This is a genomic window from Rhizobium sp. SG2393, assembly GCF_042610495.1.
Classification (GTDB): domain Bacteria; phylum Pseudomonadota; class Alphaproteobacteria; order Rhizobiales; family Rhizobiaceae; genus RU20A.
On the sequence record NZ_JBHGAP010000001.1, the window covers coordinates 1,786,019 to 1,799,688 of the forward strand.

The 13,670-nt window shown below is 65.3% G+C and carries 13 protein-coding genes; 9 read left to right on the top strand and 4 right to left on the bottom strand.

The annotated features are described in order from the left end of the window. The first annotated feature begins 56 nt into the window (after nt 1-56). The 3 genes from ykgO to ACED18_RS08495 all read left to right on the top strand — a co-directional run bounded on the left by ykgO (nt 57) and on the right by ACED18_RS08495 (nt 2,133). The gene (ykgO, locus tag ACED18_RS08485) at nt 57-182 is read left to right on the top strand and encodes a type B 50S ribosomal protein L36 (RefSeq protein ID WP_149738097.1); all 126 of its coding nucleotides are present in this window, start codon (nt 57-59) and stop codon (nt 180-182) included. An 86-nt stretch (nt 183-268) separates the two neighbouring features. Continuing rightward, on the top strand, nt 269-859 hold the full coding sequence (locus ACED18_RS08490; protein WP_377290869.1) for a tetratricopeptide repeat protein: 591 nt from the start codon (nt 269-271) through the stop codon (nt 857-859). 242 nt (nt 860-1,101) lie between these two features. Beyond that, nucleotides 1,102-2,133 (top strand): alpha/beta fold hydrolase, encoded by a 1,032-nt coding sequence (locus ACED18_RS08495; RefSeq protein ID WP_377290870.1) that lies wholly within the window; start codon nt 1,102-1,104, stop codon nt 2,131-2,133. A 12-nt stretch (nt 2,134-2,145) separates the two neighbouring features. Here ACED18_RS08495 and pyk read toward each other — a convergent pair whose 3' ends face one another. Together pyk and ACED18_RS08505 are read right to left on the bottom strand one after the other, a co-directional pair. Further along, nucleotides 2,146-3,585, bottom strand: a complete 1,440-nt coding sequence (gene pyk / locus ACED18_RS08500) for a pyruvate kinase (RefSeq protein WP_377290872.1) — start codon at nt 3,583-3,585, stop codon at nt 2,146-2,148. Beyond that, the gene (locus ACED18_RS08505) at nt 3,585-4,007 is read right to left on the bottom strand and encodes a DUF1036 domain-containing protein (protein ID WP_377291125.1); all 423 of its coding nucleotides are present in this window, start codon (nt 4,005-4,007) and stop codon (nt 3,585-3,587) included. The genes pyk and ACED18_RS08505 overlap by 1 nt, the downstream gene beginning before the upstream one ends. A gap of 257 nt (nt 4,008-4,264) precedes the next feature. Between ACED18_RS08505 and ACED18_RS08510 the strand changes: the two genes are divergently transcribed. The 3 genes from ACED18_RS08510 to ACED18_RS08520 all read left to right on the top strand — a co-directional run bounded on the left by ACED18_RS08510 (nt 4,265) and on the right by ACED18_RS08520 (nt 5,853). Beyond that, nucleotides 4,265-5,068, top strand: coding sequence for an N-formylglutamate amidohydrolase (locus ACED18_RS08510; RefSeq protein WP_377290874.1), 804 nt, complete (start codon nt 4,265-4,267; stop codon nt 5,066-5,068). Nucleotides 5,069-5,118: 50 nt separating this feature from the next. Then, nucleotides 5,119-5,415 carry a DUF1244 domain-containing protein gene (locus tag ACED18_RS08515; protein WP_377291127.1) on the top strand — a complete coding sequence of 99 codons (297 nt, stop codon included), beginning with the start codon at nt 5,119-5,121 and terminating at the stop codon, nt 5,413-5,415. Between the two features lie 183 nt (nt 5,416-5,598). Then, nucleotides 5,599-5,853, top strand: a complete 255-nt coding sequence (locus ACED18_RS08520) for a DUF2312 domain-containing protein (RefSeq protein WP_377290876.1) — start codon at nt 5,599-5,601, stop codon at nt 5,851-5,853. A gap of 183 nt (nt 5,854-6,036) precedes the next feature. Here ACED18_RS08520 and ACED18_RS08525 read toward each other — a convergent pair whose 3' ends face one another. Together ACED18_RS08525 and ACED18_RS08530 are read right to left on the bottom strand one after the other, a co-directional pair. Beyond that, nucleotides 6,037-8,001, bottom strand: coding sequence for a DUF882 domain-containing protein (locus ACED18_RS08525; protein WP_377290878.1), 1,965 nt, complete (start codon nt 7,999-8,001; stop codon nt 6,037-6,039). A 246-nt stretch (nt 8,002-8,247) separates the two neighbouring features. Further along, nucleotides 8,248-9,795 carry a sigma-54-dependent transcriptional regulator gene (locus ACED18_RS08530; protein WP_377290880.1) on the bottom strand — a complete coding sequence of 516 codons (1,548 nt, stop codon included), beginning with the start codon at nt 9,793-9,795 and terminating at the stop codon, nt 8,248-8,250. A gap of 216 nt (nt 9,796-10,011) precedes the next feature. On the opposite strand from ACED18_RS08530, the gene ACED18_RS08535 reads away from it, so the two are divergent. From ACED18_RS08535 to ACED18_RS08545, 3 genes are read left to right on the top strand one after another with little or no spacing between them, the layout of a single operon-like run. Beyond that, a complete protein-coding gene (locus tag ACED18_RS08535; protein WP_377290882.1) occupies nt 10,012-11,880 on the top strand; it encodes a M3 family oligoendopeptidase in 1,869 nt (622 codons plus the stop codon). A gap of 16 nt (nt 11,881-11,896) precedes the next feature. Further along, entirely contained in the window at nt 11,897-13,057 is a 1,161-nt protein-coding gene (locus ACED18_RS08540) for an aminodeoxychorismate synthase component I (protein ID WP_377290884.1), read from the top strand. Continuing rightward, nucleotides 13,042-13,662: an aminotransferase class IV family protein gene (locus ACED18_RS08545; RefSeq protein WP_377290886.1), complete on the top strand. Its 621-nt coding sequence runs from the start codon at nt 13,042-13,044 to the stop codon at nt 13,660-13,662. Before ACED18_RS08540 ends, ACED18_RS08545 begins: the two co-directional genes overlap by 16 nt. Nucleotides 13,663-13,670 lie beyond the last annotated feature (8 nt).

Sequence of the window (13,670 nt, forward strand, 5' to 3'; positions counted from 1 at the left end):
ACGAAGGCCCCGCGTCGCAGACGACGTTAGGCCCCATGAATACGCGGACCAGACCAATGAAGATCAAGAATTCGCTGAAGTCGCTGAAGACCCGCCACCGCGCGAACCGCCTGGTCCGCCGCAAGGGTCGCATCTACATCATCAACAAGGAAAACCCGCGCTTCAAGGCCCGTCAGGGCTGAGGCTGCGGCCGGCGATTTCCTCGAAATCGCTTTCCGATAAGATTTTGTGAATTGCCTTCGGCGCATGGCGCGGTACCCTACCGCTCATGCGCCGAAGCTTTTTGACGATTCTCAGCTTTCTTTTCGCCCTCACGGCAACCCCTCTGCTCGCCCAGACGGCAGGCGAGACGCCGGCGACGGCCTCCGTCATCGCGCACAAGAAGAAGCTGGACGATCTCTTCACCGAACTGAAGCGCGCGCGTGACGACAGCAAGGCGACCGACATCGCGAATCGCATCCGCATGGAATGGGCCGATTCGGGCAGCGCCTCGATCAATCTCCTCATGCAGTGGGCCGAAAAGGCCGTTTCCGAGAAGCGCAACGGCGCAGCGCTCGACCTCTTCGACCAGGTCGTCGCCCTCGACCCCACCTATGTGGAAGGCTGGAACCGCCGCGCCACGCTGCACTACCAGATGGGAAACTATCGCAAGTCCATGTCCGACATCAACCGCGTGCTGGCGCTGGAGCCGCGCCACTTCGGTGCACTGGCAGGCATGGCCGCCATCCTGTCATCCGCCGGCAAGGACGAGCTGGCGCTGAAGGCGTGGGAACAGTTCCTCGACGTCTACCCGTCCGAGCGCAACGCCCAGAAACAGGTGGGCGACCTTGAGGAGAAGCTGGCCGGAAGCCGGACCTGACACAAACGGCGCTTCGCAGCCGCATGGCGACCGGAAAAGCCGACGTCTCTCGCCACCCTCCCCGCAAAGGCCGAACCGTCATCGCTTGACGGTGACATGCGCCGCGCGATGCTCAGGATGCTTGACCGTTTCCGCTAAAGCGCCATATCAGCTCTCGCTGTCATGCGGGGCGGATCACGCGCGCCCGCAACACCGCCTCGCCGGGCCGACGTCCAGACATCCTCCACATTCGTATAGGCCGCATGCTCAAGCTCCTCGCCATTGTCCTTCTCGTCATCGTCGCCGCCTTTGGGGCCGCCATCCTGTTCAGCCAGTGGGAAGCACGCCGCCTGACGGCGTCGGCCCCCGATCCCGGCGAGCGGATCGATGTGGGCGGTTTCCGGATGAACAGCGTGCTCGTGCCCGCCGGCCCCGCCGCCGACCTGCCGCCCATCGTCTTCATCCACGGCGCCAGCGGCAACATGCTGGACCAGATGGTGCCCTTCCGGCCACTGCTGGAGGGCCGCGCCGAGATGCTCTTCGTCGATCGCCCCGGACACGGCTTTTCGGAGCGCGGCGGGCCGGAAAACGCCTGGCCGGACGGACAGGCCGACGCCATCGCCCGGCTGATGGAAAAGCGCGGCATCCGCAAGGCGATCATCGTCGGCCATTCCTTCGCGGGCGCCGTGGTCGCGAGTTTCGCGCTCCGCCATCCCGACATGGTCCAAGGCCTGGTCTTCCTGTCGCCGGCCACACACCCCTGGCCGGGCGGCATCACCTGGTATTACACGGTCGCCAGCACCCCGGTCGCCGGCTGGCTCTTCGCCAACGCGATCGCCACGCCCGTCGGCCTGATGCTGCTGGACAAGATTTCCGCCGCCGTCTTTGCGCCCAACCACCCGCCGGCCGACTATGTGGCGAAGACCGCGCCGCAGCTGGTGTTGCGCCCGGACACGTTCCGCAACAACGCGACCGACATTGCCAACCTGCTCGACTATGTGACGCGGGTTTCCCCGCGCTACCCGGAGATCAAGGCCCCGACCGTCATCATCACCGGCGACAGCGACGACGTTGTGCTCGCCGACATCCACTCGCGTAGCCTTGCGCGTGACATCAAGGGATCGGAACTGGTCTGGATTGCTCATCTCGGCCACAAGCCGGATTACATGGCGACCGACGTGGCGGTCGCGGCCATCGAGAAGGTCGCCGGGCGGGATCGCGACCTCCAGATGCTCGCAAGGCGGGCCGGAGCCCGCCTTGCCGATGAGACCGCAACGGCCTCGATTGTAAAATGATGCCGGGGCGTCTCAGACGCCGCTGATACCGTCCGAGCCGATATAGGCGATGCGCAGCATGTTGGTGGCGCCCGGCGTGCGCAGCGGCACACCGGCGGAGATGATGATGCGGTCGCCCGGCTGGCCGAAGCCTTCCGTGGCCACGATACGGCAGGCGCGGTTGACCATGTCGTCGAGGTCGGAGGCATCCTCCGTCACCACGCAGTGCATGCCCCACACCACAGCCAGACGACGCGCGGTCTGGATGACCGGCGAGAGCGCGATGATCGGCACCTGCGGACGCTCGCGCGCGGTGCGCAGGCCCGTATTTCCCGAAGCCGTGTAGCAGACGATGGCCGACAGCTTGAGCGTCTCGGCAATCTGGTGGGCGGCTAGCGAGATGGCGTCCGCACCGGTCGCTTCCGGCGGCGTGCGCTGGGCATAGATGATGCCCGGATAGTGGGGATCGCGTTCCACCTTCTCGGCGATCGACGCCATGGTGGAGACGGCCTCGACCGGATATTCGCCCGAAGCCGATTCGGCCGAAAGCATGACGGCGTCCGCACCTTCGAACACGGCGGTCGCCACGTCGGAGACTTCGGCGCGGGTCGGAACCGGCGCGGAGATCATCGATTCGAGCATCTGGGTGGCCACGACCACCGGCTTGCCGGCGCGGCGGCAGGCGCGGATCAGCTGCTTCTGCAGGCCCGGCACGGATTCAAGCGGCATTTCCACGCCGAGATCGCCACGCGCTACCATCAGCGCGTCCGAGAGCTCGATGATTTCGTCGATCCGCTCGATGGCCTGCGGCTTTTCGATCTTCGACATCAGGCCGACGCGGCCGCGCGCCACCTTGCGCACTTCCGACAGGTCTTCCGGACGCTGGATGAAGGAGAGCGCGACCCAGTCGACTTCGTCCGTCTCGAGAACGGCGTCGAGGTCGGCGCGGTCCTTTTCCGTCAGCGCGCCGACGGGCAGCAGCGTATCGGGCAGGCTCACGCCCTTGCGGTCGGAGATCTTGGTGCCGGAGACGACCGTGCAGACGATGCTCTTGCCATCGGCCTTCTCGGCCTTCAGGTGCAGCTTGCCGTCATCGATCAGCAGGCGGTGGCCGGCCTTCACGGCTTCGAGGATTTCCGGGTGCGGCAGGAAGACGCGCGTGTTGTCGCCCAGCGCCTCGTTGCTGTCGAGCGTGAAGGTCTGGCCGGGCTTCAGCTCCACCTTGCCCTCGGCAAACTTGCCGACACGCAGCTTGGGACCCTGCAGGTCGGCGAGGATGCCGATGGGACGGCCACAGCGCGCCTCGACGTTGCGAATGCGCTGGATCAGCGTACGCATGAGGTCATGGCTGGCATGGCTCATATTGATGCGGAAGAGATCCGCGCCCGCCTCGTGCAGCTTCTGGATCATCTCCTCCTCGCTGGAGGCCGGCCCGAGCGTGGCGAGGATCTTCGCTTTCCTGTTGCGTCTCATCAGTTGCTTTCCTGAGTGCTGCCGGGGGTATCGGAAAGCTGAACCATCCAGCTGCCCTGCCGCCCCGTGTCATATTCCTTGAAGCCCATGCGCTGGAAGCCGCGCGCGAAGCAATCCTGCACGCCGGTGATCTTGAACAGGTTTTCCGCCACGCACATCTGCACGTCGCCCGTCCAGCGCCCGCCACGCGCGGCGTCCTCGGCATAGAGATAATAGTAGCGCGATTTCAGCTCGCCCTCGATCAGCGTGGCGCAGGTCGTGGCGGGCACCTGCCACCACCCTTCGGTCACCCAACCCTCTTTCGCGCGATAGCCGATCGCAACGCCGACCAGATTCTGCGTGCCGTTACACACCCGGAAATCGGCCCGCGCCGCATCGGCGGCAAACAGCGGGACGGCGAGTGCGGCAGCAGCAAGACTCATGCAGCCGAATGACAGGCCGCCGAGGCGCGTTTTGAAGGACGTCTTGATAGTCACGGCTTCCAAAGGGCTCCGCTCCGATTTGCCCAGGACGTTCTTGCGACGCGCCGCCCCGAATGTCAACGACAATTCTAATCGATTTATATGACAGGAAACCAGTCGCGCCGCCCTCGTTTCCCGCCCAGCCTTGCGGTCTGACCTGACGCATGCGATCAGACCGCGTCAGCATCATGGCATAGATGGCAGCAGGATCGAAGGGAATGGTTAAAGACATCACGGCATTCGAGACGATCGAGGGAGATGCGACGCGCGGCCTGGTGATTCTGGCCGACCACGCCACCAATCTTGTACCCGCCGAGTATGACAATCTCGGCCTGCCGCCCGAGGCCTTCGCCCGCCACATCGCCTACGACATCGGCATCGAGCCGCTGACGCGCCGCCTCGCCGCCCGACTTGGCGTTCCCGCCGTGCTGTCGCGCTTCTCGCGCCTCGTCATCGATCCCAATCGCGGCGAGGACGATCCGACCCTCATCATGCGCCTCTCCGACGGTGCGATCATCCCTGGCAATCATCCGCTGCCGGATGGCGAGCGCGAGCGCCGTCTCAACCGTTTTCACCGCCCCTACCACAAGGCCGTGGCCGAAACGATCGCCCGTGTGGCGGAGGCCTCCGGCAAGGCGCCACTCGTCATCTCCCTGCACTCCTTCACGCCGCACTGGAAAGGTGTCGCCCGCCCCTGGCATGTCGGCGTGCTCTGGGACAGCGATCCCCGCGCCGTGACCCCGCTTCTCGACGCGCTGGCAGCACCCGGCGATATCGTCGTCGGCGACAACGAGCCCTATGACGGCGCGCTGCGCGGCGACACGCTCTACCGCCACTGCATGGTCGCGGGCCTGGCGCACGCGTTGATCGAGGTACGGCAGGACCTGATCGCCGACGCGGCCGGCGTCGAAAGCTGGGAAGCCCGCCTCGCCCCGGTGCTGGAGGCGCTTAACGCGCGTGCCGACTGCCACCGCGCCGAGCGCCACGCCTCGCGCACCGGCCCCTACGACACGGATCCTTGAAGGAGAACGACATGAGCGACCAGACGCCTGCGACCGGGCCTGCAAACGAGATGAGCGCCGGGGAGATCCGCGATGCCGAGGCGGCCGCCTTCCGCCGCCTGCTCTCCCATTTGTCCAACCGGTCGGACGTGCAGAACATCGACCTGATGAATCTGGCCGGCTTCTGCCGCAACTGCCTGGCCAACTGGTATCGCGACGCCGCGACTGAGGCGGGGCATCCGATCGACAAGGATGCCGCGCGCGAACACGTCTACGGCATGCCCTACGAGGAATGGCGCGAGAAGCACCAGCGCGAGGCGAGCGACACCCAGAAGCAGGCCTTCGAGCGCAATCGGCCGCAGGAATAGCGCAGTCCTCGTTTTCAACAGCCCGCCCACAGGCAGGCGCAAACGAAATTCGGCCATTCTTTCAAGCCACCTCCCGCGCCACCCATCGTCCGTTGTGCCAAACCAGGCCAATCTCCCTTGACCGGCGGGCGGCAAAGCGGCAGATGACGGGCCCGAACAAAAAGACGCGGACAGGAGCGATCAATGGAAGAAACCGCAGCAGTCGAGAATGTGGCCGCCGCCGAACTGCGCCAGTTCATCGAGCGCATCGAACGGCTGGAAGAAGAGAAGGCCTCGATCGCGGATGACATCAAGGACGTCTTCGGCGAAGCCAAGGGCCGTGGCTACGACACCAAGGCCATGAAGACCATCATCCGCCTGCGCAAGAAGGACGCCAACGAGCGCATCGAGGAGGAAACGATCCTCCAGACCTATATGGCCGCACTCGGCATGGAATAAGAAAGGGGCGCTGCGGGCGCCCTTTTTGTTGCGGAAAAGCCAACCGGCTGACGTGAGAAACCCGTCAGATCAAAAAGCCGCCAAAGCGGCGGCATTGAGCCTCGTATCACAAGAATTTCAGCGCTGACGAAAACGGGCCGCCCGCGGGGCAGCCCGTAAAGTTCAACTGTCGCACGCAAAGTCTCAGTTGGTGCCGAAACGCTTCACTTCCATGAAGTTCACGGCCGTCCCGCTGAACCGGCCCGTATCGATGCGCACCGGCTGGTCGCTCGTAAAGCCGGCTGCATAGACCGTGGTCGGCGCGGCGCGCAGCGAGCGGCTGACGAAACGCGGCGCCTTGACCGGCTTGGAAAGCGTCGCCATGCGGCCTGTCGACAGCGCCCATTCGGCGATGATCTTGTCCGTCAGCTTCGGCTCGGTGCGCTTGGCCGTGCGCGTCGCGGCGTCGGCATCGGTCTTCTTCGGGCGACCGCCCTTCTGCGGCTGCAGGATTTCATCCTTCGGCTGGGCCTGGAAGACGCCCTGGCCGGCCGGCGTCTCGCCGATCGGCGTGAAGGCGGAAAGATCGGCCGGCTGCTGGTCCATGACAGACTTCGGCTCGGGCGTCGGGTCGGCAAGCGCCACCTTGGTCTGGGCTTCGGTCGGCAGTTCACGCGGTCCCGCGGCAGCGGCGGACGCCTGCTGGGCGAGAATGGCCTGCTGGGCCGGGCTGGTCTCCTCGCCGGCCGGAACCGGGGCGAGCGCAGCGACGGTGGCAGACGCAACGGTCGAACGGTCGGCCGTCGCCGGCACGGCGACGTTGGCTTCGGCCACGCTCTGCAGCAGCGTCTCGTCGGCCGGGCGCAGGCTCGGCACCGGCACGGACGCCAGCTCGATGCCGTCCTCGGTCTCGGCGTCCTCTGCGGCCGCCATCTGGCTCGCCAGCATGGCGCGAGCCTGCGGCACAGGCACCTTGTACTGGGCAAGATCGGCAAATTCGCCGGTTGCAGCGTCGGCTGCCGGCGGCACGGCCTCGGCCGTCACGGCGGCGATGGCTGCCTGGCTGGCCGTCTGCTGCTGGTTCACGAGCGCCACGGCCATGCCCGGATCCTCGGCCTGCTGGCGGAAGGCCGGACGGTTGAGCGGCACCGGCGCATTGAGCGCTTCGGCCGTTTCCGTCTGCGGCTGCACGGCCGGCTGGGCGGCTTCGATGCCCGGCAGGGCTTCGTTCTGGGCGACGGCCGTCACAGGCGCCGGCTTGGCACGCGCGGCGGGCGCCTCTTCGTCATCACCGCCGGCACCGGCGCCGGCTGCGATGGCATCGGGTTCTTCATCCTCGTCGCCCCCGCCAAAGAGCATGGCGAAGAGATTGCCGGGACGCTTCTTCTCCACGTCGCCCGCGCCCGTCGCGCCACCGCCCGCCACCTGGATGGCATTGGCGCCAACGCGCTTCTTGTAGTCGGCAACGGCCTGGGCATAGCCCGGCAAAGGCTTTCCGTCCGAGGGGATGTGCATGGTCTTGCCATCGGGGAAGACGCGCACGAGTTCCTGGCGCGTCATGCGCGGCCAGGCGCGCACGCCGCCGACATCCATGTGCACGAAGGGCGAACCGGAGGTCGGGTAATAGCCGACGCCGCCCACCTGGAAGCGCATGCCGATCTCGCGGAGCTTCGCGAGCTTCACGCCGGGAATGTAGAAGTCCATGGCCTTGCCGAGCATGTGCTGGCTTTTCTTGGCCACGCCGCGCGTGCGGGTGCGCAGCATGTTGTTCGTCGCCGGAGAGCGATAGGCCGAGACGACGTGGATGTAATCCTTGGCGCCGGCCGCCTGATAGACCTCCCAGACGAGATCGAAGAGGCGCGGATCCATGTTGGTCGGCTCGTTGCGGCGCCAGTCGCGCAGGAACCTGTTGATCTGCTGCAGGCCCTTCTGGTCGTAGCGGCCATTGCGCTTGAACGTGATGGCCGCCTTTTCGCCCGTATGGATGAAATAGAGCTTCAGGGTGCGCGTCTGTCCCGCGGCCTCGACCGGCGGGGCAAAGCCCGGGGAGACCATCGACGCCGCAAGGACAACCGCCAGGGCAAAACGCGACGCACGCTTCAGCGACGCACCGCACAAGCTCTTCAGCGCCTTGCCCGCAGGCGTCATCAATCCGACTAGATTTGGCAAACTCAATCCCCGTCCGCAGGACAAATGCGCCGCTCTGTCCCCTTTGACCGTGAAATAAGGTGACACAATGGCACTTTTGCAACAGTCGTCACCCATCCTATAATATAGTGAATGGATCCCTAACAAGGTCTAAACGACTGGAAGATCGGGGAAAGCAGCCGCCACCCCCTGCAAAGTCCGTGGGTTGGGGCAAATGTGGCGCGATTGGCGCAGGCGGAAAGCCGGGCGCAAGGCCCGGCCCGCGTCTCAGGCGGCGTTCTGCAACGGATTGTCCGGGTCGATTCCGTAATCCTTGAGCTTGCGGTAGAGCGTGGAGCGGCCAATGCCGAGCTTGCGCGCCACCTGGCTCATCTGCCCGCGGTAGAATTTCAGCGCAAAGCGGATCAGCTCCTCCTCCACATCGGCAAGCTTGCGCACGTCGCCGCCGTCATCAAGCGTGAGGATGGAATTGGCCGAGCGCATTTCGGCGGCCGCCGTGCGCAGGGCGGCCGTGTCTGGCTGGCCGAAATCCGGATAGACGGGCGGCAGCGGATTGGGTGTGGCCGACCCCACCACCGGCAATGCCGCCTCCCCGACATTCAGGCTGCCCGCCTCGGTAACCACGAAGCCCGGGATCTGAGTCGCGATCTGTGGGAAGTCGCGAACCGTCAGATCCGGCCCCTCCGCCAGCACCACGGCCCGGAAGATGACGTTCTCGAGCTGGCGAATATTGCCCGGCCAGTCATAGGCCGTCAGCAGCGCCATGGCACCGCGGGAAATGCCGAGCGTTGCCGGCAGGCGTTGCTCGATGCTGAAGCGCTCGACAAAGGCGCGCACGAGAACGGGAATGTCCTCCTTGCGCTTGCGCAGCGCCGGAATGGAAATCGGGAACACGTTGAGGCGGTAGTAGAGATCCTCGCGGAACCGTCCCTCGTGCACTTCCTCGATCAGATCCTTGTTGGTCGCGGAGATGAGGCGGACATTGACCTTGCGCGGCTGGCTGGCGCCCACCGTCTCGATTTCGCCCTGCTGCACGGCACGCAGGAGCTTGACCTGCACGTCGAGCGGCAAATCGCCGATCTCGTCCAGGAACAGCGTGCCGCCATCGGCCTCCACGAACTTGCCGGCATGCCGTTCGCTGGCGCCGGTAAACGCGCCCTTCTCGTGGCCGAAGAGAATGCTCTCGACCAGATTTTGCGGAATGGCGCCGCAATTGACGGTGATGAAGGGCTTGCCACTCCGCTCGCTGGCCGCCTGGATGGCGCGGGCCACCATTTCCTTGCCGACGCCAGACTCGCCTTCGAGCACGACGGGAATGTTCGACTGCGCCGCGCGGCGGCCGAGATCGATGACGCGCAGCATGGCGGGGCTGGCCGAAACGATGTCATCGAAAGACACCGCCTGCCCGCGCGGACGCCGGCCGGGAGTGCGGCGGCCATGGCCTTCCGCGGCCAGCTTCAGCGCATTGGTAATGGCCACAGAGACGCGCTCCGGGGTGAGCGGCTTGACGACGAAATCGAAGGCACCGGCCTGCATGGCCTTCACCACAGTATCGATACCGCCCTGGCCGGTCTGGACGATGATCGGCATCGTGTAGCCATAATGCCTGATCGTCTCGAGGAAGGTCTGGCCATCCATCTCCGGCATCATGAGATCGAGCAGCACGGCGCGTATCGAGGTCGTATTGCGCGCGATGATATCAAGCGCAGTCAGGCCGTTTTCCGCCTGCAAGGGCACGTAACCGAGTTTCTCGACGATATTGACCAGCAGACGCCGCTGGATCGGATCGTCTTCCACAATGAGAATCTTGGTCATCAAAGCTCTCCTCAGGCGAAGTGGTGCAAAACGGGACGTCATGTGCCGTTCCATGACGACAGTCGTGCCAGAAAGGACTGAAGATCGGCTTTGGAGAAACACTCGCATTTTACCGGTTGCGCAGGTCGCACACCCGGCCCATATCCTTGTCCACATGGCAGCCGTCCCGCCTGCGAACGGCCTGTTCGATCCCTGACCATAACCGCGAGATTTTCCATGCGCTTCCAGCCCGCCCTTCTCCCGAGCCTCGACCGTGCCGCAGCCCCGGCAGACGCCACCGCCGCGGCGTCGGGCGCAGGGCTTGGCGATCTCCCGGTCTGGAAGCTCTCCGACCTCTATCCTTCTCCGACCTCGTCGGAATTCACCGGCGACATGAAACAGGTGCGCGAGGAAACCCTGGCGTTCGAATCCCGATGGAAGGGCACGCTTGAAGCCGCAGCCGGCAAGAGCGGCGACGAGGGCATCGGCGCCGCGATCCGCGCCTTCGAGGCGATCGAGGAGCGCATGGGCCGCCTCGCCTCCTATGCCGGCCTCACCTATTTCTCAGACACCAGCGACCCGAAGAACGGCAAGCTCTATGGCGACGTGCAGGCAACGCTGACCGAACTCGGCTCGCACCTCGTCTTCTTTGCGCTGGAGCTGAACCGCATCGATGACGCCGTGATCGACGCCGCTTTCGGCACCGATCCTCTGCTTGCCCACTACAAGCCGTGGGTGCTGGACCTGCGCAAGGACAAGCCCTTCCAGCTGGACGACAGGATCGAACAGCTCTTCCTCGAAAAATCGATGACCGGGGCTGGCGCCTTCAACCGCCTCTTCGACGAGACGATGGCGGCGCTGCGCTACACGATCGACGGCGAGGATCTGCCCCTTGAGGTCGCGCTGAACCAGTTGCAGGACCCGGATCCCGCTGCCCGCCGCAAGGCCGCCGAAGCACTGGCCAAGACCTTCCGCGACAATATCCGCACCTTCACGCTGATCACCAACACGCTCGCGAAAGACAAGGAAATTTCCGACCGCTGGCGCGGCTTCGAGGACATCGCCGACAGCCGGCATCTGGCCAACCGCGTCGAGCGCGACGTGGTCGATGCGCTGGCAGCCGCCGTGCGCGAGGCCTATCCGCGCCTGTCGCACCGCTACTACGCCATGAAGGCCCGCTGGCTTGGCATGGAGAGAATGGACTACTGGGACCGCAACGCGCCGCTGCCGGAAACCCCGAACGCGCTGATCGGCTGGCCGGAAGCGAAGAAGACCGTGCTCGACGCCTACGGCGATTTCGCGCCCGAGATGGCCGCCATCGCCGGCCGCTTCTTCGAGGAAGGCTGGATCGACGCGCCGGTGCGCCCCGGCAAGGCGCCGGGCGCCTTCGCCCATCCGACCGTACCCTCCGCGCACCCCTACGTGCTGCTGAATTACATGGGCAAGCCGCGCGACGTGATGACGCTCGCCCACGAACTCGGCCATGGCGTGCATCAGGTTCTCGCCGGCGCGCAAGGGGCGCTGATGGCCTCCACGCCGCTGACGCTCGCCGAAACCGCCTCCGTCTTCGGCGAGATGCTGACCTTCCGTGCCCTGCTCGAGCGCACCACCGACAAGCGCGAGCGCAAGGCGATGCTGGCCCAGAAGGTGGAGGACATGATCAACACGGTCGTGCGCCAGATCGCCTTCTACGAATTCGAGCGCAAGGTGCATACCGCACGCCGCGAGGGCGAACTGACGGCCGACGACATTGGCAAGCTCTGGCTGTCGGTGCAGGAAGAGAGCCTCGGCCCGGCAATCCGCATTTCCGAGGGCTACGAAACCTACTGGGCCTATATCCCCCACTTCATCCACTCGCCCTTCTACGTCTATGCCTATGCCTTCGGCGACTGCCTCGTGAACTCGCTCTACGCCGTCTACCAGAAGGCCGAGAGCGGCTTCCAGGAGAAGTATTTCGCCCTCCTGAAGGCCGGCGGCACCAAGCATCACTCGGAGCTTCTCGCCCCCTTCGGCCTCGATGCCACCGATCCGTCGTTCTGGGCCAAGGGACTGTCGATGATCGAAGGGCTCATCGACGAGCTGGAAGCTTTAGATAAGGCCGCCTGAACAGAGTGCCATTTCCATGGGTGACAATGCCCCTCACGCGCTTTTCCGCGACGACCGCGCGGGAAAGAGCCTCGTCTTTGCCGAGCCGGACGATCTGATCATCGCCCGGACGGGAAATGACGTGCGCCCGGCATTGGCGCGGCTCGAATCCGCCCGCAGGTCCGGCAAGTGGCTGGCGGGTTACCTCGCCTACGAGGCCGGCTTCGTCTTCGAGGAGAAGCTTTCGCCGTTCATCGAGGAAGGTCGCGAGACGCCGCTGATCGCCATGGGCATTTTCGACGCGCCTGCTGCCGACGACCACCCGCTGGCCTCAGCACCGTCCAACATCCCGAACGCACCATTCCTGACGAACCCTCGCGCCGCCTGGGACCTCGAAGCCTACAGCGACCGCTTCGGGCGCCTGCACCACCATTTGCGCAAGGGCGACTGCTATCAGGCCAACCTGACGATGCCGGTCGAGGCCACATGGAGCGGCGATCCGCGCGCCGCCTTCTGGTCGCTGGTCGGACGCCAGCCGGTGCACTATGGCGCGCTTGTCGATCTCGGCGGCCCCGTCATCCTGTCGCGCTCGCCGGAACTCTTCTTCTCCGTCGACGCCGAGGGCTGGCTGGAGACGCGGCCGATGAAGGGCACGGCCCCGCGCGGCGCTTCGCCTGAGGAGGACGAGGCGATCATCGCGGCCATGCTCCTGGACGAAAAGACCCAGGCCGAGAACCGGATGATCGTCGATCTCCTGCGCAACGACGTCTCCGTCATCTCCGAGGTCGGCACGCTGTCCGTGCCCAAGCTCTTCGCCATCGAGACCTATCCGACCGTGCACCAGATGGTGAGCTATGTGCGCGCGAAGCTCAGGCCCGAAACCGGGCTGCCGGAGATCCTGGCCGCGCTCTTCCCCTGCGGCTCCGTCACCGGCGCACCGAAAATGTGGGCGATGCGCATCCTGCATGCACTGGAGGCCGGACCGCGCGATGTCTATTGCGGCGCCATCGGCTGGTGCGATCCGGCAGGCCCCATGCGTTTTTCGGTTGCGATCCGCACCATCTCCCTTTTCAATGGCGGCCGGGCGGTCTTCAATGTCGGGGGCGGCATTGTCTTCGATTCGAAGGCGGAGGCCGAGTATGAGGAATGCCTGCTGAAGGCACGGTTTGCCGTGGGTGACCAATGGATTTCTCGCTGATCGAGACGATGCGGTGGCAGCCGGGCGACGGGTTCCTGCGCCTCGACCAGCATCTGCGCCGCCTGACGCGCTCGGCGGATGCGCTGGGCTTTCGCCAGCCGAAGGATGCCAAGAAGCAGCTTGCCGAGGCCGTCTCCGGTGAGACGCCATTACGCGTGCGCTTGGTCTCCAGCTTCCGCGGCAAGATCGAGATCACGGCCACGCCCTTCGAGCCGCTGCCGGAGGATGCCGTCTGGCGCATCAAGGTCGCAAAGACCCGCATGCCATCCGAAGACGCGCTTTATCGCCACAAGACCTCGCGCCGCGATCTCTACGAGGCCGCCCGCGCCGAGTTCACCAGGGAGGAGGCCGACGAGGTCATCCTGCTGAACGAGCGCGACGAGGTCTGCGAAGGCACGATCACCAACATCTTCATCGAGGATACCGACGGCATGCTGGTGACACCGCCGCTGACGAGCGGGCTTCTCGCCGGCGTGCTGCGTGCCGATCTCATCCGCGAGCGCAAGGCCCGCAGCGGTGTTCTTTCGCTTGCCAAGCTGAAAAGCCGGCCGGTCTTCGTCGGCAATTCGCTGCGCGGGCTGATCCGCGCCGAACTGGTGGAATAAGCCGTGGC